We start from the raw sequence: 24668 nt of genomic DNA, 5'->3' as shown, positions 1-24668 counted from the left end.
CTATCTCTTGCAGCGGTTGAACAAACGTTGAATTCTAACATTAAAGGGGCATGCGATCAGCGCAACATACCATTGGCGATCTGCAGAATCTTTTTGCGCATGAAGAACAGTTTCCAGCGGCGTCCGCCAACCTGTCTCCATAACACAGCGGCGCGAATGCCAGCCAGCAGCAGGGCGCGGATTTTATCCGCGTTTTCATCCACTCGCAGGAATCTGGGGTCGCCAGTCACCTGTATACGCTGAGGGAAGGTGCTGATGGTGTCGCTGTAAAGCGAGGCGAAAGCGCTGATGATGTTGGTGTGTGTGGGGTCGAAATGCAAAGTCTGGGTTTTGATTTGTGCGATGCGCTGGCTCATTACGTCCAGCATGTCGCCGCGCTTGTTGACCTTGCCTTCCAGATACAGGAGGGTCAGGGCGTAACGCACGACATCCACTTTTTTGCGGTCCTGCTTTCTTTCCAGTACGGCGATCAGCTCTTTCAAGCCCAGTTGCACGCCATAAACATCGCCATACACATCGAGAGTCGTCGTTGCGTCGACTTTGAGCAGGCTTTTCAGGCTGCATTCATAGCTGGTTGGTGCGATGGTACCTTGCTTGGCCAACTGATCCACCAGCGCGGCGGACTGGAAAACTCCCGCCAACGCTATCACTTGATTCTCAAGGTTATAGGACAAAGTCGACTGACTCCTATTTGAATACAGATTCGATAACGCCGCCGCCCAGGCAGCGCGCGCCATCATAAAATACGACCGACTGGCCGGGGGTGACCGCCCGCTGGGGCTTGTCGAATGTGACCCTTATTCCGTCGTCACCCACATCCACGCGACATAGCTGGTCGGGTTGCCGGTAACGGGTTTTGGCGTAGCAGGAGAAGGACGATGTCGCGGGAGCGCCGTTAATCCAGTCCAGTTTGCTGGCGGTCAGGCCTGCGCTGAACAACTGAGGGTGATCTCCGCCTTGGGCTACGATCAGCTCGTTGTTATCGAGATCTTTCTCCACCACATACCAGGGCGCGTCGTCATAGCCCTTCAGGCCGCCAATGCCGAGTCCCTGGCGCTGGCCGATAGTGTGGTACATCAATCCCTGGTGACGGCCGATCTCTTCGCCTTTATCCGTCACAATTTTACCGGGTTGAGCAGGCAGGTAGGTCTTCAGGAAGTCGGAAAACTTGCGCTCGCCAATAAAGCAGATGCCTGTACTGTCTTTTTTATCATGGGTGACCAGATCCTGCTCCCGGGCAATGCGACGGACTTCTTTCTTCAGAAGGCCGCCGACGGGGAATAGCGTTCTCGCTAACGCCTGACCAGGGACGGCGTGCAGGAAATAGCTCTGTTCTTTGCTGGGATCTGCGCCTTTCATCAGGTACGTGTGTTCGCCAAAACGAGAGAACTGGGCGTAATGTCCTGTAGCGATCAGGTCGCCGCCTAGCGCCTGGGCGTAATCCAGAAAGGCTTTGAACTTGATTTCTTTGTTGCACAGGATGTCCGGGTTTGGCGTTCTTCCGGCGCGGTATTCGTCAAGGAAATGCTCAAAAACGCGGTCCCAGTATTCTGCGGAGAAGCTAGCAGTATGCAGTTTGATGTCTAACTTATCGCAGACTTTTTGTGCGTCCTCAAGATCAGAGAGAGCAGTGCAGTAATCCGTACCGTCGTCCTCATCCCAGTTTTTCATGAACAAGCCTTCGACTTCATAGCCGAGCGCTTTCAGGAGGTAGGCGGATACGGAGGAATCGACTCCTCCGGAAATGCCGACGATGACGCGTTGTTTACGATATGTGGACATGGCTTAAACTTTCAGAGCTTGGATTTACTTAAGAGGCGCCAAGGCTTCAGCGTGAAAAAACGCCCTATTATAGGCGTCCGTCAGCAATATTTCTAAAGTTTCATTAGCTGGCGCTGGGTATTTGGCCTCTACCCCTGGATTTTGTAGTGACGTATCGTTTCCAGGGGAAGACGGCGGCCCTTGAGATAATCTTCCAGACAGAGCCTGACCAGACCGCTGCGTAAAGGGAGATCATTGTTAATCAGCTGCGTGTGAGACAGCCAGTGGGTGGCGGTTATGTCCGAGTCCAACGCGCGTCCGGTTTGACGTAAGGGGCGTGCGCTGAAGCAATAACGATGGAAAACTGTTTCCGGGTCGGACGTGTTCAGAACATAGACCCCAATGAAGTTCTCCAGCTCTGTTTCCCATCCTGTTTCCTCCAGGATTTCCCGTAGCGCCGCATCAAATATGCTTTCGCCTTTTTCGATATGTCCCGCAGGCTGATTCAATACGGCGCGCCCATCAATCTCCTCCTCCACGAACAGGAACTTATCGTCTTGGGGAATGATCGCAGCCACGACGGCTCTGGGGCTCCACACCATAAAAATGCTCCGAATATTTGAGTTAGCGTTTTTTGAAACGAACGACTTTCTGCGGGCTTCTGCGGTTGGAGGGAGACGGTTTCTGGGGAGCATGGACTTGCTCTTCCCGCCACTCTCCGGGCTGTAAACCGTTAATGCTCCAAGGGCCGATACTGTATCGAATCAGGCGCAGAGTTGGAAAGCCCACGGCGGCGGTCATGCGCCGTACTTGTCTGTTTCTGCCTTCAAACAGAGTCAGGGCGATCCAACTGGTTGGCGTATTCTTACGCTGCCGGATCGGCGGGTTGCGCTCCCAGACCTCGGGCGGACTGATGAGGCTGGCGTGTGCGGGGCGGGTGGGGCCGTCATTAAGCATTACCCCTTTTTCCAGTCTGCGTAATGCGGCTTCGCCAATAACGCCTTCAACTTGCACCCAGTAAGTTTTCGGGAGTTTAAACTTCGGTTGACTGATGCGAGCCTGAATGGCTCCGTCATCGGTCAACAACAACAGCCCTTCAGAGTCGTAATCCAGTCTACCGGCGGCGTATACGCCGGGTTTGTCGATATAGTTGGACAGGGTGTCGCGTCCCTGAGAGTCGTTAAACTGAGTCAGAACATTCATGGGCTTGTTGAATACGACTAAAGTAGCCATTGCTTGGGGTCACCAACTTCTGTAATAAAATTACGGTTTTTGCAGTGCTATACTATGGGCGCGGTAATAAAACTACAAAACGCGCACGCTTCTCGCCGTTCGGCGGAAGCTTCTTACTGTTCGATATTATGGAATAACACAAACCTAAAACCTACGGAGTAGAGAATGGGATACCAAAAGATCAGAGTTCCCGCTGACGGTGACAAAATCACGGTAAATGCGGATCTGTCCCTGAATGTCCCCAATCATCCAATTATACCTTTCATCGAAGGCGATGGGATTGGCGTCGACATTACCCCCCCAATGATCAAAGTTGTCAACGCGGCCGTTGAAAAAGCCTATGGCTCCAAGCGCGCCATCGCCTGGATGGAAATTTATTCGGGTGAGAAAGCGACCAAGGTGTATGGACCCAATGACTGGCTGCCTGAGGAGACTTTGGAGGCGCTGCGGGAGTTTTCTATTGGTATCAAAGGCCCTCTCACCACTCCCGTAGGCGGTGGCATTCGCTCTCTGAACGTTGCGCTGCGGCAGGAACTTGATCTGTATGTCTGTATGCGTCCGGTGCGCTGGTTCAAGGGGGTGCCGAGCCCCGTGGTGGCGCCGCAGAAAACCGACATGGTGATCTTTCGAGAAAATTCGGAAGATATTTACGCTGGCATTGAGTGGAAGGCGAACAGCCCGGAGGCGCAAAAAATCATTCGCTTTCTGCGCGAGGAGATGGGCGTCACCAAAATACGCTTTCCCGATAACTGTGGAATCGGCGTCAAACCTGTATCCGAAGAAGGGACTAAGCGATTGGTGAGAAAGGCGATTCAGTATGCGATAGACAATGATAAGTCCTCTGTGACGCTGGTTCACAAGGGCAATATCATGAAATTTACAGAAGGCGCGTTTAAGGATTGGGGGTATGAACTGGCGGCGGAGCGTTTTGGCGCAGAGCCTCTGGATGGAGGCCCATGGCACTCATTTAAAAACCCGAAAACTGGGCGTCAGGTTGTTGTAAAAGATGTTATCGCCGACGCTTTCCTGCAACAGATTTTGATGCGTCCTGAAGATTACAGCGTCATCGCGACGCTGAATTTAAATGGCGACTATATTTCCGACGCCTTGGCCGCGGAAGTTGGCGGGATCGGTATTGCGCCAGGCGCAAACATCGGCGGCAGCGTGGCGTTGTTTGAAGCCACGCATGGCACGGCCCCCAAGTATGCCGGGCAGGATAAAGTGAATCCCGGGTCGCTGATTCTTTCGGCGGAGATGATGTTGCGCCATATGGGATGGGAAGATGCGGCGGACCTGATCTTAAATGGCATGGCGGGCGCGATTGAAGCAAAAACGGTGACATATGACTTTGAGCGCTTGATGCCGGATGCGACCCTGCTGAAAACTTCCGAGTTTGGCGACGCGGTCATCAGGCATATGAAGTAAAGTTCGGCATAGGCTGGAAACTAAAAGCCCTGCAAGTTGCGGGGCTTTTTTTCGCCATCTCGTTTTATTTGTCGCCATAAATTCAGGCGTGTTTTAAAAGAGAGTGGCGCAAAGGCGGTGATTTGGCCGATTGATGTCGCAGACAGGGCAAAACACGCCCCGTGCAAGCCGGAGCATGTTTGGAATTTCAAGTATCCGTATGGCGAAGCTAGGCGCTTGCAGCCATTGGCGTCCTTGAATTCTCTTTTGATTTATTCTCGACTGTCTCGGTGTTTGCGGTGCTTTGTTGGCCTTCCGCAGACTCCGTTTCAGGTTCTTTCGAGGATTTTTCTGGTTCGGATTCTAGCGGAACAATATTGACCGCATGAAATCCTTTGCCGCTGGGCTGTGCGTCAAAATTAACAGCTTGTCCCGCTTTCAGCGTCTTGTATCCTTCCATTTGGATTGACGAGAAGTGGACGAACAGATCTTCTTTGCAGAGATCGCCGTTTCCTTCATCAGCGATGATAAAGCCGTAGCCCTTGGCATTATTGAACCATTTTACTTTACCTTGAGGCATGATCGACTCCCTTGTCTCCATAGAGATGGGCTTTTACCCTAGTTATTTTTGTCTATTGGCCAGTCCACTCTAATTTTACTACTTTCGCTTTACAACTAAAGCACCGGTAGCAGCAGTACAGCAATTCGAGTATCTCGGCCTAGTTTGCTACCAAAGCAGATAGTATTATAAAGCAGCGCATATTGAAAGTAACCGGCCAAAAGGCTGGGCCCATTGAAGTTTGGATGGGGCGACTCCACTTTTATATTTGGCGTATAGTGTAGTTGGCGGGCAGTTATTGTGTTGCAAAAAAGAGCTCAGAGCTGGTTGCCGGAAAGTTACGAACTACTGTAAAAATTTAACTAAATTATTCAATCCGGCTATGGGTAAAGTTGAAAATAGTCTACTAATATTAAATCAGGACAACGATGGCCTGGAGGATGAAGGGAACCAAGATGGGGACCACCCCGGGAGTCTAGCGCTAGCGCCTGAGAAACCGGCGCTGAAGCGGCCCTCGATGTATCAGGTTGTTATGTTGAATGACGACTATACACCGATGGACTTCGTTGTTGAGGTGTTGATAAGGTTTTTCAACATGTCGGAACCTAAGGCTACGCAAGTTATGCTGGCGGTGCATACCCAAGGGCGTGCAGTATGTGGAGTGTTCACCAGGGACATCGCTGAGTCGAAGGCGGCTCAGGTAAACCAGTACTCGTCCGAGTGTGAACACCCCCTGCTATGTGAGATAGAAAGAGCGGATTAGTCATTCCTGAGGTGCCAAATGCTAAGTAAAGACCTCGAATTAACTCTTAATGCAGCTTTCAAAAGCGCGCGCGAAAAACGTCATGAATTCATGACGGTCGAGCACCTTTTGCTTGCCCTGCTCGACAATGATTCCGCACTAAAAGTGCTAACCGCTTGCGGTGCGGACTTGAGCCAGCTGCGTAACGAGCTTTCGGAGTTTGTTGATTCGACTACGCCGTTGATTCCGAACAACGATCCAGAGCGGGAAACTCAGCCGACTCTTGGTTTTCAACGGGTGCTTCAAAGAGCCGTATTTCATGTCCAGTCCTCAGGCAAGAAAGAAGTGACTGGCGCTAATGTTCTGGTCGCCATTTTTAGCGAACAGGAAAGTCAGGCGGTATATGTTCTGAAGAAACAGAACGTCGCTCGTATTGATGTGGTTAACTATATCAGTCACGGCATTTCCAAAGTTTCCGGCGATCGTGAACAGGACGAGGAGCACGAACATCAAGAGGAAGGCTTGGAGGAAGGCGGCGGTTCGAAACCTTTGGAATCGTACGCAACCAATCTGAATGAGCAGGCCAGACTGGGTCGAATTGATCCATTGATCGGGCGTGACAAAGAATTGGAAAGGGTCATGCAGATTCTTTCTCGTCGGCGTAAAAACAACCCGCTTTTGGTGGGTGAGGCTGGCGTTGGTAAAACAGCCATTGCGGAAGGTCTGGCCAAACAAATTGTCGAAGGCAATGTGCCGGATATTATCAAAGATGCGGTGGTCTATTCCCTGGACCTTGGCGCACTGCTGGCGGGCACCAAATACCGCGGTGACTTCGAGAAGCGTTTCAAGGCGCTTTTGAAAGAGCTGAAGCGTCAAACCAAGTCCATTTTGTTTATTGACGAGATTCATACCATCATTGGCGCGGGTTCTGCCTCCGGCGGTGTTATGGATGCGTCTAACCTGCTGAAGCCGTTGCTGAGTTCAGGTGAAATCCGTTGTATTGGCTCTACCACCTTTACTGAGTTCCGCGGCATATTTGAGAAAGACAGCGCTTTGGCGCGTCGTTTCCAGAAGATTGACGTAGTCGAGCCTTCCGTAAATGACACATATCTGATTCTGAAAGGCCTAAAGCGGCAGTTCGAGAAGCATCATGAAGTTGAGTACACGGATGCGGCGTTGCGTTCAGCTGCGGACCTGGCGGATCGTTATATCAACGATCGCCATATGCCGGATAAGGCGATTGATGTTATTGATGAGGCGGGCGCCAGTCAGAGGCTGAAGCCTGAGGCCGAGCGCGCCAAGATTATCGATATTCATATTGTTGAGAGTGTCGTCGCGTCTATCGCGAGGATTCCGCCGAAAACCGTCTCCTCTTCAGATAAAGACAAGCTGCGTAACTTGCAGCGTAACCTGAAGATGGTGGTGTTTGGTCAAGATCCTGCGATTGAAGCCTTGGTGACCGCCATCAAGCTCTCCAGAGCTGGCCTTAAGTCAGATGGTAAGCCTGAAGGTTCATTCCTGTTTGCTGGCCCCACCGGGGTTGGTAAGACTGAGGTGACTCGTCAATTAGCCAAAATTCTAGGTGTGGAGCTTGTGCGTTTTGACATGTCCGAGTACATGGAAAGACATACTGTTTCCCGCTTGATTGGTGCGCCTCCCGGCTATGTCGGGTTTGATCAGGGTGGTTTATTGACCGAAGCAGTGAACAAAAATCCCCACTGCGTGTTGTTGCTGGATGAGATTGAGAAGGCGCACCCGGAAGTCTTTAACCTGCTTCTGCAGGTGATGGACCATGGCACTCTGACTGACAACAATGGCCGCAAAGCGGACTTCCGTCATGTGATTCTGGTGATGACAACCAATGCAGGCGCTGAAGAAATGAGTCGTCGCTCCATTGGTTTCCGCTCTCAGGACCACAGCACTGATGGCATGGAGATCATTACCAAAACCTTCACGCCTGAGTTTAGAAACCGTCTTGACGGCATTATTCAGTTCGGTCCATTGGACGCTACAACAATCACCCATGTGGTTGACAAGTTCCTGACCGAAATGCAGGCGCAGCTGGACGATAAGCGCATCCTGTTGGAGTTCGACACTGAAGCAAAAGCGTGGCTTGCGGTGCACGGATACGACGAAAAGATGGGGGCGAGGCCGATGGCGCGCCTTATTCAGGAGAGTATCAAAAAGCCGCTTGCAGAGCAGATTCTGTTCGGGGATTTGGCGGAGTGTGGCGGCACGGTATTTGTCAGTGTGAAAGACGATAAGCTGCACTTCAAATATGTGCCGGAGCGCGAGCTTCTAGATGAGTCTACGCCCTAACTGAAAAGGTGTTGAAAGCTAAAAAAGGGGCGGTAGCCCCTTTTTTATTTCGCCGGATTAAACCACCAGGATGTCACTGGTGATTTACAAGTCTCTCCAATTACAGAACATACTAAAATAGCTCTGGCGGCGTTATGGGAGGCTGTGTGAGGTATTAGCGGGCGCGGTATACGATGCGACCTTTGCTAAGGTCGTAGGGGGTCATTTCTACTTTGACTTTGTCTCCGGTCAGAATGCGGATGTAGTTCTTGCGCATTTTTCCAGAGATATGGGCGGTAACGACATGACCATTTTCGAGTTGAACCCTGAACATTGTATTGGGAAGGGTGTCAATGATGGTCCCTTCCATTTCAATATTACCTTCTTTCGCCATTCAGCTTTGTCCTCATGAAATTCGTGTTAAGCGCAAAAAGTTAAAAAATAGTAAGCGCTTTTTTAAGAGAGCGAATTTTGCCTTAATTATAATCAAAGTGCAAAAGCCAATTCTTTATTATCTGGATAATCGGCCTCTATTTCGCAATTTTTTCGAGTTGACGTAGAAATAAGGATGCATTGTCGTCGAGAGGTGTATGAATGTTAGCCTTTAAATGGTGATCCAAGAGTCTCTGACTAACACTTGAATGGGCCGGTAATTGGTTTTATAAGACATTTTCCGGCAGCCCCTTATCCAGTATCCCAGGTACAAAAACGGGAGGCGTTGCTCACGAGCGAATTGAAGCTGCCACAGAATGGCGTAGACGCCCAGGGCGCGTTTATCTTCATTGGGGTCGAAAAAGGTATAGATTGCCGAGAGGCCATCAGAGGTTCTGTCCGTCACCGCGATGGCGAGTAATTTAGCGCCTAGGCGAAACTCTACAAACAAGGTTTCTGGTCGGGCTTCCAGCAGAAAGGACTCATACTGATCCAGCGTAGGCGGATACATATCCCCATCTTGATGGCGGGCGCTGATGTAGCGTTGATAAAGAGCGAAGTGCTCTTGGTCAAACTGTGCGGTGCGAAGATGGACTTCCAGGTCTGAGTTGCGCTTCCAGGTGCGTTCCTGGCTGCGCGTACGGCTGAACTCCTCGGTTGGGATGCGCACGGCGATGCACGCGTTGCATCCATTGCAGCGAGGTTTGTAGTAATGGTTACCGCTGCGACGGAACCCCAATTGCGACAGGCGACTGTACAGGTCCAGGTTGATGTCCGCTTTAGGGTCCACGAACATGGTGGTGGCCAGGCGATCGTCAAGGTAACTGCACGGGTGTTCCGGCGTGGCGTAAAAAACCAGAGTCCTTAAATTCGACATCGTCAGCAGCCTGTGGGGTCTATCGTCATCTTCCAGGGGTGAGAGAAATCGGCTCGCACCTCTATTTCTAGTATAGATAAAAACTCTTTTCTTGAAATCTGGCAAGCCCCCAAAGAGAGAAGGTGCGGATTGGGCACCTGGCAGTCAATCAATCGATAGCCCCAGGCGTGTAACTGCCGGACCATAGTGATGAATGCCGCTTTGGAGGCGTTGGTTTCTCTGGAAAACATGGACTCGCCAAAAAAGCAGCGCCCGATGGCGAGGCCATACAATCCGCCAACCAGTTCGGACTCCCGCCATACTTCAATGCTGTGAGCGAGGCCAATCTGATGGAGATAGCTATACGCCTGAAGCATGTCCGGAGTAATCCAGGTTTCGTTTGAGTAGGACCGAGGCGCAGCGCAGGATTGCACTACCTGACTGAACTGCTGGTCGAAGCTGTAAGTAAGTCTGCTGTTACGCAAAAAGCGGCGCATGCTGCGGGATATATGCAAGTCTTCGTGTCGAATGACGCAGCGTGGATCGGGAGACCACCAAAGTATCGGCTGGTCGTCGCTGAACCAGGGAAAAATGCCGTTTTCATACGCTAGACGTAAGCGGGCGGGATGGAGATCGCCACCGACACAGAGCAGGCCGTTTGGATCCTTCAAGGCGCTGTCAGGATGAGGAAACCATAGGTTTTCGTCTAACCAGGGTAGGGCGGGCATAGAAATGGATCTTGCTGGGCTTGTTTTAAAATACAATATCGAAGAACACGGAAACAAAAACGCCCATTAGGATTAATGGGCGTTTAGTCGCATTCCCGGTGGGATTATTGGTCCAGGAACTTCTCGGCGTCAAGAGCGGCCATGCAGCCAAAGCCCGCCGAAGTTACCGCCTGGCGGTAGATATGGTCGGCAACGTCGCCTGCGGCGAATACGCCGGGTACGCTGGTCTGGGTTGCATTGCCTTCAGAGCCGGAGCGAATTTTGATGTAGCCGTCTTTCATATCCAGTTGGCCAGCGAAAATGTCGGTGTTGGGTTTGTGGCCGATAGCGATAAACACGCCAGTCAGCTCCAATTCCTGAGTGCTATCGTCCTTTGTGCTGCGCAGGCGCAGTCCTGTCACGCCGGAGTCGTCGCCCAAGACCTCATCCAGTGTGTGATCCCAGATAATCTTGATGTTGCCGTTTTGCTCTTTTTCGAACAGTTTGTCTTGCAGGATTTTTTCCGCGCGCAACTTGTCGCGGCGATGCACCAGGGTGACTTCTGCTGCAATATTGGACAAGTAAAGCGCTTCTTCTACAGCCGTGTTGCCGCCGCCGATAACTGCGACTTTCTGCTTGCGGTAAAAGAAACCGTCACAAGTGGCGCAAGCGCTGACGCCTTTGCCCTTAAACGCCTCTTCAGAGTCCAGGCCAAGATATTGCGCTGAAGCGCCAGTAGCGATAATCAAGGCGTCACAGGTGTATTCGCCATTGTCGCCTTTCAGGCGGAAAGGGCGCTGGCTCAGATCTGTTTCATTGATGTGGTCGAAAATGATTTCAGTGTCAAAACGCTCTGCGTGCTTCTGCATGCGCTGCATCAGCTCAGGACCTTGGACGCCAGCGTCGTCGCCAGGCCAGTTGTCTACGTCGGTAGTGGTGGTCAATTGTCCGCCCATCTGCATGCCGGTGATCATAACCGGGTCCAGATTGGCGCGCGCTGCGTAGACTGCAGCGGTGTAGCCGGCGGGGCCGGAGCCGAGAATAAGCAGTTTGATGTGCCTGGTTTCTTTACTCATTGACGTTCCTTAATGCTGAAATAAAACAATGCCTGGTACGGACCCCTTGCCGTTGCATCCGGTGATCCCTGTGGCTGGAAGGCATTAAAATAATGCGCTTAAAGTACCATAATTGTTTAATCGGATTGATTATATTTGGTTATGGAGCATATAGAGCTACGTAATTATAGGTGAGGCGGACTTCAGACCACGGTCACCTCTCTCAAGATTTGGGTGGACAGCGGATAATGTTCCGCACGGCTGGAGCCTCCGAGCCTATGTTCCACAACCGCAGGTAGCACGGTCTGCACATCGTCAGGCAATACATGCTGGCGGCCTTCCAGCAGCGCCCAGCCCTTAGCGGCCCGTAATAGCGCGATAGCCCCGCGAGGCGATATACCGTCTTTGAAGCCGCTGTGGCTGCGGGTGTAGGCAATGATGCGCTGAATGTAGTCTATCAGCGGGTCGGTGGCTCGCACTGCCAATACCTGTGTCTGGAGTTCCGCCAGCACATCTGGTGGCATAACGGGCTGCAGCTTGCTTAGCAGAGCCCGGCGATCATTGCCTTTCAGAAGTTCACGTTCAGCCTCCGGCGGTGGATAGCCAAGATGAATGCGCATAAAGAACCGATCCATTTGTGATTCTGGCAGCAGAAAGGTCCCTGACTGATCGGATGGGTTTTGGGTTGCGATGACAAAGAAGGGCTTTGGTAGTGCGTAAGTGGTCCCTTCAACACTGATCTGGCGCTCTTCCATGGCCTCTAGCAGAGCGCTTTGAGCTTTTGGCGTGGCGCGGTTGATCTCGTCGGCAAGCACCAATTGCGCGAACAGCGGGCCTTTGTGAAAAGTGAACTCGCTTTTATTTCTGTCGAATAGATTGATGCCGATGAGGTCTGAAGGCAACAGGTCGCTGGTGAACTGTACGCGGTTGTAGCTCAGGCCCAAGGTTTGCGCCATGGCGTGGGATAATGTGGTTTTACCCATTCCAGGCAAATCTTCTATCAGCAGGTGACCTTGGCAGAGGAGGGAGGTAAGTGCGAGTTTGATCTGGTGCTCTTTGCCCAAAACCACTTTGCCGACTTGTGCGACGGCCTGTCTGACGATTTCTGTCATGGTTCGTCCAATCATTGATAAACGGAAATCAGTTGGCTGCTGCCGCATGACTGTCTGAGAATTATAGTCGCACCAGAAAATTTGGGCGCTTAATAAAGAAGCGGACGTTAAAGTCCGCTTCTGGCGTCAGCTAGTCGATATACCGACGGGTCAGGTTATGGTAGGCGTCTACTCTGCGGTCGCGCAGGTAGGGCCAGATGCGGCGGACATCGTCGGTTCTCTGCAGGTCTACTTCCGCGGAAATGATCTGCACGCTGGAGTCGTCGGCCTGACGCAGAATTTCACCCTGCTGCCCGGCGATAAAGCTGTTGCCCCAAAACAGACTGCCAGGAGACTGTTGTGAGGGATCGGGTTCTTGGCCGACGCGGTTGGCGACAATGACTGGCAATCCGTTGGCGACGGCGTGAGCGCGCTGGATGGTGATCCAGGCTTCCAGTTGGCGTTTGTGTTCAGCCTGATCATCGCGTACGTCCCAGCCGATGGCGGTGGGATAAATCAGCATGTCTGCGCCGGCCAGCGCCATTAATCTTGCTGCCTCTGGATACCATTGATCCCAGCACACCAGTACGCCCAGTTTGCCGACAGAAGTCTGGATTGGCTTGAAGCCTGCGTCCGCATCGGCGTCGCCGGGAGTGAAGTAAAACTTCTCATAAAAACCGGGGTCGTCAGGAATATGCATCTTGCGGTATTTGCCGACCAATGATCCGTCTTTCTCCAATACGACCGCCGTATTGTGGTAGAGGCCTGGGGCGCGCTTCTCAAATAAAGAGCCAACGATCACCACATTGTGGTTGCGCGCGCACTCGGACAGGAACTCGGTGGTCGGGCCGGGAATCGGCTCCGCCAAATTAAAGACTTCGACGTCTTCTGTCTGACAGAAGTACAGGGTGGCGTGCAGTTCCTGCAACACGATCAATTCAGCGCCTTGCGCTGCTGCTTGAGCAATCAGCTCAGCCGTCAACGCCAGACTTTTTTCTTTCTCAGGAAAGCTTTGCTGTTGAAGGGCCGCCACCTGCAAGGTGGTTTTTTTCATCAGATCACTCCATCCGGTAGTTGCATGGTGACGCAGTGAAGACTTCCATGCTGTTCAATCAGGCTGCGGCAGTCAATGGCCTCAATATTACGATCAGGGAAGCATGACTGTATGGCTTCCAGCGCCGCCTGATCTTCAGGAACCCCATACACCGGAACCAGCACTGCATCGTTGATGATCAGAAAGTTGGCGTAGGTCGCTGGCAGGCGTTGGCCGTCTTCATCGTAGGCTGCGCTCGCCATTGGCAGCGGAACCAGTCTGTAAGGGGCGCCGTCTGCATCGACGAAAGACTGCAGCTGCTGTTCCATAGCGGACAATTCTGCGTAATGTTCGTCTTCTGAATCCTGGCACTGTACGTAACAGATAGTGCGTTCGTCGCAGAAGCGGGCGAGGGTGTCAATATGGCTGTCGGTGTCGTCACCCGCCAAATAACCGTGATCCAGCCACAAAGTGCGCTGAATGCCCAGATGCTCCGCCATTACAGCTTCCACTTTCTCTTTCGTGGCGTCCGGGTTGCGCGTCGGCGTTAACAGGCAGGCGGAGGTGGTCAGCAAGGTGCCGCGGCCGTCCGTCTCAATAGAGCCGCCTTCCAGAATATAAGGAATGTGGCGTAAGGCGGCGCCGTCAAACGCGCCCAGCTCATAAAGCGTCGCGGTTATCTGGTCGTCTTTTTCGTAATCAAACTTGCCGCCCCAGGCGTTGAAGTGAAAATCCAGCAGCACCGGCTCGTCATTGTCATAAATGGTGATGGGTCCGTGGTCCCGACTCCAGGTGTCGTTCGACGGGGCGCAAAACAGCGCCACTTTTTCAGGAGGCACGCCGTTTTCGTGCAATGCGTCGGCGATCGCCTCCAGCCGCGGAAACGATTGACAGTTAATGACCAGATTCTGGTGTTTGCATACCGCTATGGCGATATCCAAAAAAGTTCTGTCAACCTCTTCCAGGCGGTCGGCCCAGTCGGTTTGCTCATGAGGCCAAGTCAGCAGAACGGCGCTCTGCGGCGCCCATTCAGGAGGCAGGACAATAGTGCTCACTGGTTAATCCATCGTAAACAGTTTAAGGGGCGAGTAGTTTACGGTTTGACAGGCTTAAGTACAGTATGAATTACGCGATCGCCCTCAAAATATACGGAATAGCTTCCGTACTCCCATACTGTGATCGGCGGGTCTCCGACCGGGCCCTTTACATGAGAGGGGCTGCCATAGCGCTTTTCCACCGCGCTCATGGTCAGGCCTGTGCGTGGCGTTTCCATGCCAGCGCTCGATGAGCCTTGCTGCATGACAGGTGTAACTAGTTCATCAGCGTTGGCCAATGGCGCTAAACTGATTAAAGCGATAGCGAATAACTTATTCCAAGAATTTAGCATCGACTTATTCCTAAATTCGTTTTCTTTAACATACTAGTCTAGCTGTATTTAGCTGATTAGACACTTAAAATTTCATACGCAAGTCTTTGTCATTAATTGAATAACTCTAATTGGAGTTGCGTAACGGCCCCATCTTATTCCAGTTGACGTCTGCGTTGCTGTTGCTGGGTTCTCAGAATATGTCTTGCGATGATTTGGCGCTGAGACTCGCTGAAATTGATGAAATTGACACGTGTAATGAAGCCAGTCCCGTTCTCCTGATCTTGACTGAGCGCATTTTCAGGGTGCTCCTTGACGGACTCGGAGCTGACGACTTCCGCTTCGGTGAGAATGGAGATATAGCTCGGCACGAGTGTCGCCTTCAGAACCAACTGGCGTCCCGGACGTTCCTGATGAAGGCTGACGAAAGCCATACCGCCCTCGCTCAAATCAATGAACTGCAGTCTATCTTCTTTAATGTCCGACTCCACCAGAGAGACGGTGCGGGCTATCAAGTCGACTTTTTTGTTGAGAGCTTTTAACAGCGCCGCCAGAGAGCGGTCTTTTTCCGCGACCTGTCCCATCAGCTTGGTGGTTTCCAGGTCCAGGCTTTGTAATTCATTCAGCATCTCGAAATAGACCGGATGCCGGTAGAACTCCGCCATGGTGTGATTGCTCGCATTACGCTCCCTGTACTCTACCGAAGCCTGATCATGAATGCGGTAGTAGTCCCTCCGGTTATCTGGCGTGACGTCTGGGTCGGACATATTAATAAACCGTAGTAGTGAAACACTTATTAATAGATTATAGTTTTACGCCGCTTGATTTGGGCTAATTAACTTATTCAGCTAAAGCGGCCAGTCGGACGCTCCCATCCGATCATACTTTCAGGCGGCGATAAAGCCCGCCAACAAGCCAACCATTAATACCAGGTGCTCTGTGGATGTATAAACCCTTATCTCTATTTATAGGCTTGCGCTATACCTCGGCGAAGCGAGATAACCACTTTATTTCTTTTATCTCCTTGACGTCCATGATTGGGTTGATTCTTGGAGTGTTGGTGCTCATCACCGTTCTTTCGGTAATGAATGGTTTTGATCGGGAAATGAGGCAGCGAATTTTGGGCATGGTGCCGCATGCTGTGGTTAAGAGCTATGCGCCTATGGGTAATTGGCGAGAAGTAAAAGACTTCGCCATGCAGCATCCAGAAGTGGAAGGGGCTGCTCCATTTATATATGCCCAAGGTATGGCGACAGCCGCCGGTAACGTTCATGGCATCATGATCAACGGCATTGATCCCGAGGCGGAGAAACAGGTCTCCATCGTTCAGAATCACCTTATTTCCGGCGCCTTGGATGACTTGAAGCCAGGGGAGTTTGGTATTGTCCTTGGTGATATTCTGGCCAGCTACATGCGAGCAAGGGTTGGCGATAAGATCACAATTATTCTTCCTGAGGCCTCGGTGACGCCCGCAGGCGTATTTCCTCGTATGAAGAGGTTTACAGTTAAAGGAATATTTAGTGTTGGGGCGGAAGTGGACGGCACTCTGGCTTTAGTCAATATTGAAGACGCCGCGAAGATTAAACGTCTGGGGGATGCAGTTGAAGGCGTGCGCCTGCGAATGAAGGACCTGTTCAGCTCTGAAAAAGTCTCCCGGACAATCGTTTCAGAATTGGGGCGCAGTGAATATTACTCCAGCAACTGGACACGTACCCATGGCAATCTGTTTCAAGCTATTCAAATGGAAAAGAGACTGGTTGGATTGCTATTGATGTTCATCGTCGCAGTAGCGGCGTTCAACATTGTCTCCACTTTGGTTATGGTCGTTACTGATAAGAAGGCTGACATAGCCATTTTACGGACGATGGGCGCCACACCAGGAAAGATATTACGTATATTTATGGTGCAGGGTATGTTTATCGGCATTGTGGGCACGGCTTTAGGCGGCTTGCTCGGGTGTCTGTTGGCCCTTAACATCAGTGACATGGTTGAATGGTTTGAAGAAGTATCGGGAGTGCAGTTCTTGGATTCGGGGGTCTATTTTATAAGCTATTTGCCATCTGATTTGAGGTGGGGGGACGTTACGCTGATTTGTTCATCCACTCTGCTAATCAGTTTCCTTGTCACCATCTATCCTGCCTGGCGGGCTTCCAAAGTTGAACCAGCGGAGGCTCTAAGATATGAGTAATCCGGTGCTTGAATGCCGTTCTGTGCATAAAGTATATAAGCAAGGTAAAGAGTCTATTGAAGTTTTGCGTGGCGTTGAGATTGCTCTGTATCCAGAACAAACCGTCGCCATTGTCGGCGCTTCTGGGTCAGGTAAGTCCACGTTACTGAACATTATGGGCGCGCTGGATCACCCAAGTTCGGGCTCTATTAGCATCTCGGGGCAGGCAGTGCACAGCATGGACGAGAAAGCGAAGGCTCGACTACGTAACGCTCACGTCGGTTTTGTCTATCAGTTTCATCACTTGTTACCCGAATTCAGCGCGCTGGAAAATGTCAGCATGCCTTTGTTATTGAGAGGCGTTGCGGTCAAAGAGGCTAAAAAAGAAGCGGAATATTGGCTGGAGCGAGTGGGCTTGTCGCACCGCCTCAAGCACCGCCCGGGGCAGTTGTCTGGTGGTGAGCGTCAGCGTGTGGCGATAGCGCGAGCGCTTTCTCCCAGGCCTTCCTGTGTTCTGATGGATGAGCCTACCGGTAATCTGGACCCGGAAACAGCGGACTCTGTACAGGCCCTGCTATGGGATTTGGTGCGCCAGAATCAGACTGCGTTTGTGTTGGTAACCCATGATTACGGGCTCGCGGCGCGCATGGATGAGCAATATTCTTTAAAAGAAGGCGTATTGGCGAAAGTCAGTCGCGACTCTTTATAGAACATCGTAGCGGAAAATTCAGATGAAAATAAAAAGGCGGGCTCTGATAGGAGTCCGCCTTTTTTATAGGACTGGCCCGTCCAGAATGGGCCTATAGGGTTCAGCCCATCTTTTGCAGCAGCATTTGCTCCAACTTAACTTGATCCTCAGCGAACTTGCGAATGCCTTCGGCGAGTTTTTCGGTCGCCATAGCGTCTTCGTTCATGCCCCAGCGGAATGCAGCTTCGGTAATTGGCGCATCGCGCTCTGCGCTAGGTTGCTCAGAGGATAGGGCGCGGGTTAATTCGCCGGAATCAGCTTCCAGGTCATTCAATAGCTCGGGGCTGATGGTCAGTTTATCGCAGCCCGACAAAGCTTCAATTTGTCCGGCGTGACGGAAGCTGGCGCCCATTACGATAGTGTTATAGCCGCGCGACTTGTAGAACTCGTAAATAGATTTGACTGATTTCACGCCAGGATCTTCGTCGGCGGAAATTTCATCTTTGTTCCACTTGGTTTTGTACCAGTCATAGATGCGACCAACAAAAGGCGAAATCAGGAAGACGCCCGCCTCGGCGCAAGCCACGGCTTGCGTGAAGGAGAACAGCAACGTCAGGTTGCAGCGAATGCCTTGATTTTCCAGTACTTCTGCGGCGCGGATACCTTCCCAGGTGGAAGCTATTTTGATCAGAATGCGGTCTTTGCCAACGCCCATGTCACTATATAGCTTGATCAGTTGCTTGGCTTTGTCGATGGTGGAGTTGGTGTCGAAAGATAAGCGAGCGTCCACTTCAGTAGAAATATATCCCGAAACGACTTTAGAGATTTCTTTGCCGATGGAAACTGACAGATAGTCGATGGCATGGGCTACAGCTTCTTGTGGCGCAGCGGCTTGTTGTTTGCCATAGTTGAGCGCGTCATTGATCAGGCTCTCGTAGACGGGAAGAGACGCGGCCTTTAACAATAGCGAAGGATTGGTGGTTGCGTCGTCGGGTTTGTGCTTTTTGATTGCTTCGATATCGCCCGTGTCAGCGACAACGGAAGTCATTTGGCGTAATTGCTCGAGCTTGCTTAAAGCCATTGTATTTTTATCCCTGGGTTGGTTCTTTCAGACCGCCTCGGAGGCGGCGTTCAGAGAGTTGGACGGTTTGTAAGAAGATACTATATCTAAAGCGTCTCTAAAAACAGTCGGTGAGGCGGTGCGTTTGATGGCGTTTTCGCTTAAATATCTGCGAAACTGTTTCCCACCTTTTTGGCCGTGAAACAAACCCAGCGCGTGACGCGCCATATGCCAGACCGCAACGCCATTTTGGTAATTACGTTCGATATACTCTAAAAACTGATAGCCGATTTCCGTAGCGCTGAAACTCGGCGGCGGAGTCTGAAACAGGCGGTGGTCCACGTCCGCCAGCATCCATGGGCGCTGATAGGCTTCGCGCCCGATCATGACGCCATCGACTTCCTGCAATTGGCTTTCAGTCTCGTCCATGGTTTTTATGCCGCCATTAATAATGACCTCAAGCTCCGGATAGGTTTGTTTGATCATATAGGCGCGCGGATAAATCAGTGGCGGAATTTCCCGGTTTTCCTTTGGGCTGAGTCCTTTAAGGATCGCCTTGCGCGCATGAATGATAAAGGTGGAGCAACCTGCTGCTTTGACGGTGCGGACAAAGTTCAGCAAGAACTCTTCAGAGTCCAGGTCATCAATGCCTATGCGGTGCTTGACCGTCACCGGGATGGAAACGGCCGAGCGCATTGCGGCCACGCACTCCGCCACCCGTTCAGGATATCCCATCAGGCAGGCGCCTATCATGTTGTTTTGTACGCGGTCGCTGGGGCAACCTACATTCAGGTTGATCTCATCATAGCCCCAGTCTTCGCAGATCTTGGCGCACTCCTTTAATTCATCAGGATTGCTGCCTCCGAGCTGGACGGCGATAGGGTGCTCTTCCGCATTGAAGTCCAGGAAACGGTTGCGGTCGCCATGTATGATGGCGCCGGTGGTCACCATCTCGGTATATAAATAGGTATGTTTGGAAAGAAGGCGGGCCAGATAACGGTAATGACGATCCGTCCAATCCATCATCGGGGCCACGGAAAACCGACGAAGACCTGAAACACCCGAATCTATTGGCTTAGTGCTTGATTTTGTTGACATACTGCGTTGTATAAAACTGTACTTTCTTGTGCAAAATTAGGCGGTTTTATACAATTGGTGCACCACGCGTGCACCATGATCCACTAAAAATGCACCATGGAATTATAGGAAAGTGCACCAGCAATCGCGGTGCAAAATTCGTCCGGAAGGCAGTATAACATGGCAACCATCATCAAGCGTAAAGCCAAAGACGGCAGTACCCGCTATAGAGTGCAAATTAGAGTAAAAAAAGGAGGGGAGGTCGTTCATAGCGAGAGCGCCACTTTTCCGACTTTAAAGCTCGCGAAGGAGTATGAGCGTCGCAGAGAGACTGAATTAGATCAGCCCGGAGCGATAGAGAGATTACAGTTTAGCGGCCTGACGGTTCGTGACGTGCTTCAGTGGTACTTTGACGAATACCATGAGATTTCAGGGTTTGGTGAATCTAAGACGTATCATATAAAAATGATGCTGAATATGGAGCCTCTGGCAAGCACAGAACTTGTTACCCTAACTACAGCACACCTTGTCGACCACCTAAAGGATCGTCGCAAAACTGTAAGTGCATCTACGGCGAACAATGATTTAGTTTGGCTTCGGGTGGCGTTTCGAACTGCTAAGTCTCATTTTCCTGGCTACCCAATTAATTTGCAGGCTATTGATGACGCAGCGGTGATCGCACGCAAACACAAGCTTGTGGCGAAGTCTGTTCAGCGTGATCGTAGGCCTACCGCTGAAGAGTTGGCTTTACTCTCAGATTATTTCATGCAGCGCGATCAAGGCTCCTCAATTCCTATGCATGACATTATGTGGTTTGCAATTTATTCAGCGAGAAGGCAGGGGGAGATTGTTAAGCTAATGTGGTCTGATAACCATGATGATGTTCGGGTCGGATTAGTAAGGAATGCGAAACACCCGACTAAGAAAGATGGCAATCACAAAAAGTTCAAATATACCAATGAGGCGTGGGAAATCATCCAGCGTCAGCCTCGAAATAGTGAATATATCTTCCCGTACTCCGAGGGCACTATTAGTGCGATTTTTACTAGAGCCTGCCATCTCAATGGTATTGAAGACTTGAGATTTCATGATTTAAGGCATGAGGCGACAAGCCGGCTCTTTGAGGCCGGCTACAGCATAGTAGAGGTGCAACAGTTTACGTTGCACGAGAGCTGGGGAGTTTTGAAGAGGTACACAAACCTGAGGCCCGAGAACCTGGAGTTAAGGGCTTAACGTTAAACCCATTAATGGCGGCCCAGTTCTTGGCTGCCTCTTCTCTTTGCGTATCAATCCAGTTTGCCAAGTCGTGAACGTGAACAATCCACTCTGAAGCGTTGGATTTTGCGCGGTATACAGCAAAGGGAAATTGCTGTGCGCGAGCCTTTCTTTGTATCTCCGTGCGGACGGTAATGTTCAGATACTTTTCAGCAATTACGGTGAGTGGTATCTGGCTTGTTTCGTATTCGGCCATTAGTAAGAATGCAGTATTCATAATTTCCTTATCTTTCTTTGTGTCATTCAAAAAGGAATGTCGTCGAAGTCGTCAAATGCCTGACCTGTGGTAGGCGTCTGGACTGGTGGCGGCGTTGCTGGCCTGTATGGTTGCGGCGCAGGCTGGGTTTGTTTCGGGCTCGCAAAGTCGACCTTTACTATCCTGCAGCGAATCTTGGCGCTGGGTGTGCCGTCGCCCTTGGTGAACTGCTCCAGCTCCAGATCGTCAGCTGTCACGACCAGCTTTGTGCCTTTGGTCAGGTGTGGCTCCAGCGAGATAGCACGGTCGCCCCATAGCGCGCCGTCGATCCACTGGGTCCGCCTGTTGTCGCCGTGGCCGATGCTGTAGGCGAGGGCGAGCGTAGCCACTGCCTGTCCGCTTGGGGTGTATCTCAGTTCGGCGTCACGCCCGAGGGCGCAGAGTTTGATAAACATGTGTCTCCTTACTTAATGCGGATGTAACTCTTGCCAAGCTCCAGGCGGGCGCCGGGTACTTCTTTACCGGCTTTCAGGTCCTGGGTGATGGCCTGCTTGTTGGGTTTTATCGTCACGTCGACGGCGACGTAATCCTGTGGGAGGTCTGCTTCATTATCGATGTGAGCCACCTCCCGACCCGCTACGCATGAGATGGTGTGTAGCGGGGTGCTGACGGTTTTAATGCGTGTCAGCTCCATATGGTTCCGCAGGTATTCGCTTATGGATTCTTCTTTGCGCTCTATGCTTTTATCGCGCTTATTTAGTCGGTCCACTTCGGACTTGATGGCGGAGCGATCGGCCTCAAGGTTTTGAAGTAGTCGGGCGATCTGCGCGGCCTTGTCCTTAAACTCTCCCTCTACGGCTTCCAGTGTGTCAGCGATGGCTTGCTGCAGGGTTTCGTCGTTGTCGGCGTCAATGTTGTGTAGTTCGGCAAGCTTGCCGGTGATCTCGTATAGCTTCGGCACTTATGCTGGCTCCGCGTGCTCCAGGGTGTTTTTCTTGGCTGCGTACAGGATGGTCAGGCGACGTAATCCGGCGACGTCCCATCTGGATTTCAGGCGAATAGCGGCGCCCTTATAAAGCGCTTCCAGGTCGCTGATTGTGTCCGCTTCCTCTATCAGTCTCGCTTGATCGTCCAGCCATGCTTTGTCGGCGGCTTCTTGGCGTTTCCGTTCTGCGCTGTGGCTGGGGCCTGGGTCAGGCGGCAGGCGCTTGTGCATTCCTGTTGTAACGTCACCGGCAAAGCCAAGCATGTACAGGCACTTCTTGATGGCGTCCGTCAGCGTCTTTTTGGGTGCGTCTGCGTCGTACTGAATGCCGAAGGCGTCCCGATAGACGTAGGGTGTGTGTCCGTAGTGGATAAACTCGGCGATCTCGTTTTCGTAGGCATACCAGAAGCGGAGCTTGATGGTGTGTGTCTTCCCCATAATCATCTGCTGGCCTTCTGCGTCCAGGTTAAGCGGCGCGCCTTCGTCGATGCGCTCCTCTAAAATCTCATATCCCCAGCTAGTCCCAAGCGGGCCGAATTGCTCAGTGGCTCGCTTGATCAGGTAGGAGGCATTCACGCTGGTCCCAACAAAACCCGAGGGCAGGGTGTAGGCTTCGGTGTATTCGGGAGCGGTCTTATCGACTGCCTCCCAGATGTGTAGGTTGCTGTTCATGTTAGATCCTGTTGTTACTCACATAGCCCGTAGATGCTTGAGCAGGTTGGGGTAGAGTCCAAATTGATGGCGGATATCAGGTCATACTGATTGCCGCCGCGTCCGGTTTTGCTCCACTCAATGACGTCGTAAATGTTTGGCATCTTGATTCGAGAGTCTTTTTTGTGTGCTCCTGGCGTTTTGTCAGCGGCAAAGAACGTAGACATTCCGCGCTTGGATGCGCTGGAGACACGCTTCTCCCAAGCATCGATAGTCTGAGGAACATGCGGAAAGCGTCGGCTGATCTCGAATAACTCGCGCTTGCCAGCATGAATGCATGGCATGCATCCCACGCGCCCCATACCTTGCTCATAGAGCGGATTCCATTTGATGCCGTATTTTGCATGCATGGCGAAGCAGTCCTCCGCTTTCCAGTCCAACAAGGGGCGGTAGGTCCAGAAGCCGGCGCCGCTCTCAATGTCGCCAAAGTTGAGTTCCCACTCATCCAGGTTTGCCCGGGCCCGGGACTCGTCCCGGCGCACGCCATGCCAATGAACCACACGTTGATAGCCATGTTCTTTCCGCAGCTTGTTGATGTATTCGTCTACCGGAACATGCTTAAGCTCTTGGGAGCAGAATCGCGCACGTGTGGAGGGGAAGCGTCCCTTCCAGAGGCAAAGGTCCAAGAACGGATTCCCTGTTGGCTTGATCGCCTTTAGCGCCTGATAGATGCGGCGCTTAGCTTTGCGCCGTGATCGGTTGGACCGATCCTCTCCCATGAACTCCTTAAGCCACTTCTTCTGTACGTATCTGCGTTTACCCGCGATTTGCGCTGTAAAGTCCGCCTTAACTCGTGTGATCCCCTTGCCGCATAACCGCTTCAGTTCTTTGTCCAAATAGTCCACGTAGTCGTAAGTGGTCTGATGTTCGTGACCAGTATCCGCAAACACAAACTCTAGGTTTGAAGCGCCCTCCTCAATGGCGAGAAGGGCCAGGGCGGTGCTGTCTTTACCGCCCGATACAGAAACAACGTTTAGTTCTTTCAAGGCCCGGTCCCTGTTACTGAATGCTGTGGTAGTGCTGGTTGGTTTCGTAGCGATCAATCGCTATGTCTTCCTGCTCTTGTTTGTATGCTGCGTCAGCCAGATATTTCCCGATGCTGTAGGCTGCACTGTCGATCATCTGCTTGCAGGATATAACCGCGGTTTGACGGCCTTTCTTGTCATCCCTTGATTGGTAGAGAAGGGATAACACGGCGTCGATGTCGTCGCCTTGCTTTACTTCGTCTAGCACATCCTGAAAGCCCCACTTCTGGCCGTTCACATGCACGCGACGCCCCTCTAGCAAATCCTCGGCAATAGACTTAGCGGTACTCTCCAGAATGCGCTCTTTGATCTCTTGTCTTTCCATGTAGTCCATGTATTTCATTGCTCTAAGTCCTTCTGAAGTTGGGTAATGATGTTTTGTAGTTCGGCGATCTTGCGGTCACGTTCTTGAATGGCAGAGTTGGCGTCGACCAGATCGTCATGGCTGCATTCCAGATCAAATACCAAGTCGCTGTTCTTATCTCGTAGGTCGTCCAGTCTGTAGAGGATGGCTTCAGCCTCGACCGCGCACTTGATCATGAGGGCGTTTAGAAGCTCTCTGTCTGTCATGTGGGTGAGTAGAGTTCCGTTCATGTGTGGTCCTTATTGGTAGATAGCGACTGGAAACTTGGCGTTAGGGTTAACGGCCTTGATGGCTCGTTTGCTCTTGTATTGGGCCAGTCTGGATAGGTTGCTGATTGGTCCTTTGTGTGGAGCAACAGCGAGGGCTATTTCTCTTGATGTGCCTGTGTGCTTAGGGATGTTGTTCATTTTCAGTCCTACTGATTCGCTATGCTGCTGGAGTGAAAACAGAATATAACTAAAGTAATAATTCGGTCAACAACAAAAGTAATATTTTTGTTATTAAGAAGTGATATTTTTGGGCAGGCATAAAAAAACCCGCCAGCGGGGCGGGTTGTACGGTAGTTTGGTTGGTAGCTTCTACG

29 protein-coding genes are annotated in these 24668 nt (G+C 51.6%); 6 read left to right on the top strand and 23 right to left on the bottom strand.

All coding sequences use genetic code 11. From position 1 onward, the window contains the following. Positions 1–56: 56 nt before the first annotated feature. The 4 genes from hflD to AC2IBB_RS22575 all read right to left on the bottom strand — a co-directional run bounded on the left by hflD (position 57) and on the right by AC2IBB_RS22575 (position 2994). The gene (gene hflD, locus AC2IBB_RS22590; protein ID WP_486328992.1) at positions 57–674 is read right to left on the bottom strand and encodes a high frequency lysogenization protein HflD; all 618 of its coding nucleotides are present in this window, start codon (positions 672–674) and stop codon (positions 57–59) included. A gap of 13 nt (positions 675–687) precedes the next feature. Next, complete coding sequence (gene mnmA, locus AC2IBB_RS22585; protein WP_486328991.1) at positions 688–1782, bottom strand: tRNA 2-thiouridine(34) synthase MnmA; 1095 nt, start codon at positions 1780–1782, stop codon at positions 688–690. 128 nt (positions 1783–1910) lie between these two features. Next, the gene (locus tag AC2IBB_RS22580; protein ID WP_486328990.1) at positions 1911–2363 is read right to left on the bottom strand and encodes an NUDIX hydrolase; all 453 of its coding nucleotides are present in this window, start codon (positions 2361–2363) and stop codon (positions 1911–1913) included. Between the two features lie 22 nt (positions 2364–2385). Then, positions 2386–2994: a pseudouridine synthase gene (locus tag AC2IBB_RS22575; RefSeq protein ID WP_486328989.1), complete on the bottom strand. Its 609-nt coding sequence runs from the start codon at positions 2992–2994 to the stop codon at positions 2386–2388. Between the two features lie 165 nt (positions 2995–3159). Between AC2IBB_RS22575 and icd the strand changes: the two genes are divergently transcribed. After that, a complete protein-coding gene (icd, locus tag AC2IBB_RS22570) occupies positions 3160–4419 on the top strand; it encodes an NADP-dependent isocitrate dehydrogenase (RefSeq protein ID WP_486328988.1) in 1260 nt (419 codons plus the stop codon). Positions 4420–4627: 208 nt separating this feature from the next. On the opposite strand, the gene AC2IBB_RS22565 is transcribed toward icd, so the two are convergent. Next, positions 4628–4978, bottom strand: a complete 351-nt coding sequence (locus AC2IBB_RS22565; protein WP_486328987.1) for a cold-shock protein — start codon at positions 4976–4978, stop codon at positions 4628–4630. Positions 4979–5339: 361 nt separating this feature from the next. Here AC2IBB_RS22565 and clpS point away from each other — a divergent pair, with 361 nt between their 5' ends. Together clpS and clpA are read left to right on the top strand one after the other, a co-directional pair. Continuing rightward, the gene (gene clpS / locus AC2IBB_RS22560; protein WP_011396230.1) at positions 5340–5720 is read left to right on the top strand and encodes an ATP-dependent Clp protease adapter ClpS; all 381 of its coding nucleotides are present in this window, start codon (positions 5340–5342) and stop codon (positions 5718–5720) included. Between the two features lie 18 nt (positions 5721–5738). Further along, entirely contained in the window at positions 5739–8018 is a 2280-nt protein-coding gene (gene clpA / locus AC2IBB_RS22555) for an ATP-dependent Clp protease ATP-binding subunit ClpA (RefSeq protein WP_486328986.1), read from the top strand. A gap of 154 nt (positions 8019–8172) precedes the next feature. Here the strand turns inward: clpA and infA are convergent, their stop codons facing one another. The 9 genes from infA to AC2IBB_RS22510 form a co-directional block, all read right to left on the bottom strand. After that, positions 8173–8391 (bottom strand): translation initiation factor IF-1, encoded by a 219-nt coding sequence (gene infA, locus AC2IBB_RS22550; protein WP_011396232.1) that lies wholly within the window; start codon positions 8389–8391, stop codon positions 8173–8175. Between the two features lie 210 nt (positions 8392–8601). After that, complete coding sequence (locus AC2IBB_RS22545) at positions 8602–9306, bottom strand: arginyltransferase (RefSeq protein WP_486328985.1); 705 nt, start codon at positions 9304–9306, stop codon at positions 8602–8604. A gap of 2 nt (positions 9307–9308) precedes the next feature. Beyond that, on the bottom strand, positions 9309–10013 hold the full coding sequence (gene aat / locus AC2IBB_RS22540) for a leucyl/phenylalanyl-tRNA--protein transferase (protein WP_486328984.1): 705 nt from the start codon (positions 10011–10013) through the stop codon (positions 9309–9311). 104 nt (positions 10014–10117) lie between these two features. After that, a complete protein-coding gene (trxB, locus tag AC2IBB_RS22535) occupies positions 10118–11068 on the bottom strand; it encodes a thioredoxin-disulfide reductase (protein WP_486328983.1) in 951 nt (316 codons plus the stop codon). A 182-nt stretch (positions 11069–11250) separates the two neighbouring features. Next, positions 11251–12159: an AAA family ATPase gene (locus AC2IBB_RS22530; RefSeq protein WP_486328982.1), complete on the bottom strand. Its 909-nt coding sequence runs from the start codon at positions 12157–12159 to the stop codon at positions 11251–11253. Positions 12160–12289: 130 nt separating this feature from the next. Further along, entirely contained in the window at positions 12290–13192 is a 903-nt protein-coding gene (locus AC2IBB_RS22525) for a carbon-nitrogen hydrolase (RefSeq protein ID WP_486328981.1), read from the bottom strand. Next, a complete protein-coding gene (locus tag AC2IBB_RS22520; RefSeq protein WP_486328980.1) occupies positions 13192–14226 on the bottom strand; it encodes an agmatine deiminase family protein in 1035 nt (344 codons plus the stop codon). The genes AC2IBB_RS22525 and AC2IBB_RS22520 overlap by 1 nt, the downstream gene beginning before the upstream one ends. Before the next feature lie 38 nt (positions 14227–14264). Then, entirely contained in the window at positions 14265–14558 is a 294-nt protein-coding gene (locus AC2IBB_RS22515; protein ID WP_486328979.1) for a hypothetical protein, read from the bottom strand. Positions 14559–14692: 134 nt separating this feature from the next. Further along, positions 14693–15304, bottom strand: a complete 612-nt coding sequence (locus tag AC2IBB_RS22510; protein WP_486328978.1) for a PilZ domain-containing protein — start codon at positions 15302–15304, stop codon at positions 14693–14695. A 176-nt stretch (positions 15305–15480) separates the two neighbouring features. Here AC2IBB_RS22510 and AC2IBB_RS22505 point away from each other — a divergent pair, with 176 nt between their 5' ends. Beyond that, positions 15481–16725 carry a lipoprotein-releasing ABC transporter permease subunit gene (locus AC2IBB_RS22505; protein ID WP_486328977.1) on the top strand — a complete coding sequence of 415 codons (1245 nt, stop codon included), beginning with the start codon at positions 15481–15483 and terminating at the stop codon, positions 16723–16725. Beyond that, entirely contained in the window at positions 16718–17413 is a 696-nt protein-coding gene (locus AC2IBB_RS22500) for an ABC transporter ATP-binding protein (RefSeq protein ID WP_486328976.1), read from the top strand. The genes AC2IBB_RS22505 and AC2IBB_RS22500 overlap by 8 nt, the downstream gene beginning before the upstream one ends. Before the next feature lie 100 nt (positions 17414–17513). Here the strand turns inward: AC2IBB_RS22500 and tal are convergent, their stop codons facing one another. Together tal and dusA are read right to left on the bottom strand one after the other, a co-directional pair. Then, complete coding sequence (tal, locus tag AC2IBB_RS22495; RefSeq protein WP_486328975.1) at positions 17514–18473, bottom strand: transaldolase; 960 nt, start codon at positions 18471–18473, stop codon at positions 17514–17516. A gap of 27 nt (positions 18474–18500) precedes the next feature. Beyond that, positions 18501–19550: a tRNA dihydrouridine(20/20a) synthase DusA gene (dusA, locus tag AC2IBB_RS22490; protein WP_486328974.1), complete on the bottom strand. Its 1050-nt coding sequence runs from the start codon at positions 19548–19550 to the stop codon at positions 18501–18503. A 159-nt stretch (positions 19551–19709) separates the two neighbouring features. Between dusA and AC2IBB_RS22485 the strand changes: the two genes are divergently transcribed. Then, complete coding sequence (locus AC2IBB_RS22485) at positions 19710–20762, top strand: tyrosine-type recombinase/integrase (protein WP_486328973.1); 1053 nt, start codon at positions 19710–19712, stop codon at positions 20760–20762. Here AC2IBB_RS22485 and AC2IBB_RS22480 read toward each other — a convergent pair. The 7 genes from AC2IBB_RS22480 to AC2IBB_RS22450 are packed head-to-tail and all read right to left on the bottom strand — an operon-like array spanning position 20686 to position 24315. Continuing rightward, positions 20686–21000, bottom strand: coding sequence for a pyocin activator PrtN family protein (locus AC2IBB_RS22480; protein WP_486333990.1), 315 nt, complete (start codon positions 20998–21000; stop codon positions 20686–20688). The genes AC2IBB_RS22485 and AC2IBB_RS22480 overlap by 77 nt on opposite strands. A gap of 47 nt (positions 21001–21047) precedes the next feature. Then, a complete protein-coding gene (locus AC2IBB_RS22475; protein ID WP_486328972.1) occupies positions 21048–21455 on the bottom strand; it encodes a single-stranded DNA-binding protein in 408 nt (135 codons plus the stop codon). A gap of 8 nt (positions 21456–21463) precedes the next feature. Beyond that, entirely contained in the window at positions 21464–21961 is a 498-nt protein-coding gene (locus AC2IBB_RS22470) for a siphovirus Gp157 family protein (protein WP_486328971.1), read from the bottom strand. Continuing rightward, complete coding sequence (locus tag AC2IBB_RS22465; protein WP_486328970.1) at positions 21962–22657, bottom strand: hypothetical protein; 696 nt, start codon at positions 22655–22657, stop codon at positions 21962–21964. It abuts the gene before it with no gap. Between the two features lie 14 nt (positions 22658–22671). Beyond that, on the bottom strand, positions 22672–23682 hold the full coding sequence (locus AC2IBB_RS22460) for a phosphoadenosine phosphosulfate reductase domain-containing protein (protein ID WP_486328969.1): 1011 nt from the start codon (positions 23680–23682) through the stop codon (positions 22672–22674). Positions 23683–23695: 13 nt separating this feature from the next. Further along, positions 23696–24064 (bottom strand): hypothetical protein, encoded by a 369-nt coding sequence (locus AC2IBB_RS22455; protein ID WP_486328968.1) that lies wholly within the window; start codon positions 24062–24064, stop codon positions 23696–23698. Continuing rightward, entirely contained in the window at positions 24061–24315 is a 255-nt protein-coding gene (locus AC2IBB_RS22450; protein ID WP_216740566.1) for a hypothetical protein, read from the bottom strand. The genes AC2IBB_RS22455 and AC2IBB_RS22450 overlap by 4 nt, the downstream gene beginning before the upstream one ends. Positions 24316–24668 lie beyond the last annotated feature (353 nt).

This window comes from Hahella sp. NS-SX17, assembly GCF_057367735.1.
The sequence above is the reverse complement of the archived record's forward strand: the minus strand, read 5'-3'. Positions and strand labels throughout refer to the sequence as shown.

What these genes read in the sequence shown, in the direction of transcription:
- dusA (WP_486328974.1), bottom strand. Translation starts at nt 19,550, where the DNA reads ATGTCAACAAAATCAAGCACTAAGCCAATAGATTCGGGTGTTTCAGGT.
- infA (WP_011396232.1), bottom strand. Translation starts at nt 8,391, where the DNA reads ATGGCGAAAGAAGGTAATATTGAAATGGAAGGGACCATCATTGACACC.
- clpA (WP_486328986.1), top strand. Translation starts at nt 5,739, where the DNA reads ATGCTAAGTAAAGACCTCGAATTAACTCTTAATGCAGCTTTCAAAAGC.
- AC2IBB_RS22545 (WP_486328985.1), bottom strand. Translation starts at nt 9,306, where the DNA reads ATGTCGAATTTAAGGACTCTGGTTTTTTACGCCACGCCGGAACACCCG.
- AC2IBB_RS22455 (WP_486328968.1), bottom strand. Translation starts at nt 24,064, where the DNA reads ATGAAATACATGGACTACATGGAAAGACAAGAGATCAAAGAGCGCATT.
- AC2IBB_RS22475 (WP_486328972.1), bottom strand. Translation starts at nt 21,455, where the DNA reads ATGTTTATCAAACTCTGCGCCCTCGGGCGTGACGCCGAACTGAGATAC.
- aat (WP_486328984.1), bottom strand. Translation starts at nt 10,013, where the DNA reads ATGCCCGCCCTACCCTGGTTAGACGAAAACCTATGGTTTCCTCATCCT.
- tal (WP_486328975.1), bottom strand. Translation starts at nt 18,473, where the DNA reads ATGGCTTTAAGCAAGCTCGAGCAATTACGCCAAATGACTTCCGTTGTC.
- AC2IBB_RS22510 (WP_486328978.1), bottom strand. Translation starts at nt 15,304, where the DNA reads ATGTCCGACCCAGACGTCACGCCAGATAACCGGAGGGACTACTACCGC.
- clpS (WP_011396230.1), top strand. Translation starts at nt 5,340, where the DNA reads ATGGGTAAAGTTGAAAATAGTCTACTAATATTAAATCAGGACAACGAT.
- mnmA (WP_486328991.1), bottom strand. Translation starts at nt 1,782, where the DNA reads ATGTCCACATATCGTAAACAACGCGTCATCGTCGGCATTTCCGGAGGA.
- AC2IBB_RS22450 (WP_216740566.1), bottom strand. Translation starts at nt 24,315, where the DNA reads ATGAACGGAACTCTACTCACCCACATGACAGACAGAGAGCTTCTAAAC.
- AC2IBB_RS22485 (WP_486328973.1), top strand. Translation starts at nt 19,710, where the DNA reads ATGGCAACCATCATCAAGCGTAAAGCCAAAGACGGCAGTACCCGCTAT.
- AC2IBB_RS22465 (WP_486328970.1), bottom strand. Translation starts at nt 22,657, where the DNA reads ATGAACAGCAACCTACACATCTGGGAGGCAGTCGATAAGACCGCTCCC.
- icd (WP_486328988.1), top strand. Translation starts at nt 3,160, where the DNA reads ATGGGATACCAAAAGATCAGAGTTCCCGCTGACGGTGACAAAATCACG.
- AC2IBB_RS22575 (WP_486328989.1), bottom strand. Translation starts at nt 2,994, where the DNA reads ATGGCTACTTTAGTCGTATTCAACAAGCCCATGAATGTTCTGACTCAG.
- trxB (WP_486328983.1), bottom strand. Translation starts at nt 11,068, where the DNA reads ATGAGTAAAGAAACCAGGCACATCAAACTGCTTATTCTCGGCTCCGGC.
- AC2IBB_RS22500 (WP_486328976.1), top strand. Translation starts at nt 16,718, where the DNA reads ATGAGTAATCCGGTGCTTGAATGCCGTTCTGTGCATAAAGTATATAAG.
- AC2IBB_RS22580 (WP_486328990.1), bottom strand. Translation starts at nt 2,363, where the DNA reads ATGGTGTGGAGCCCCAGAGCCGTCGTGGCTGCGATCATTCCCCAAGAC.
- AC2IBB_RS22525 (WP_486328981.1), bottom strand. Translation starts at nt 13,192, where the DNA reads ATGAAAAAAACCACCTTGCAGGTGGCGGCCCTTCAACAGCAAAGCTTT.
- AC2IBB_RS22565 (WP_486328987.1), bottom strand. Translation starts at nt 4,978, where the DNA reads ATGCCTCAAGGTAAAGTAAAATGGTTCAATAATGCCAAGGGCTACGGC.
- AC2IBB_RS22505 (WP_486328977.1), top strand. Translation starts at nt 15,481, where the DNA reads ATGTATAAACCCTTATCTCTATTTATAGGCTTGCGCTATACCTCGGCG.
- AC2IBB_RS22530 (WP_486328982.1), bottom strand. Translation starts at nt 12,159, where the DNA reads ATGACAGAAATCGTCAGACAGGCCGTCGCACAAGTCGGCAAAGTGGTT.
- AC2IBB_RS22515 (WP_486328979.1), bottom strand. Translation starts at nt 14,558, where the DNA reads ATGCTAAATTCTTGGAATAAGTTATTCGCTATCGCTTTAATCAGTTTA.
- AC2IBB_RS22480 (WP_486333990.1), bottom strand. Translation starts at nt 21,000, where the DNA reads ATGGCCGAATACGAAACAAGCCAGATACCACTCACCGTAATTGCTGAA.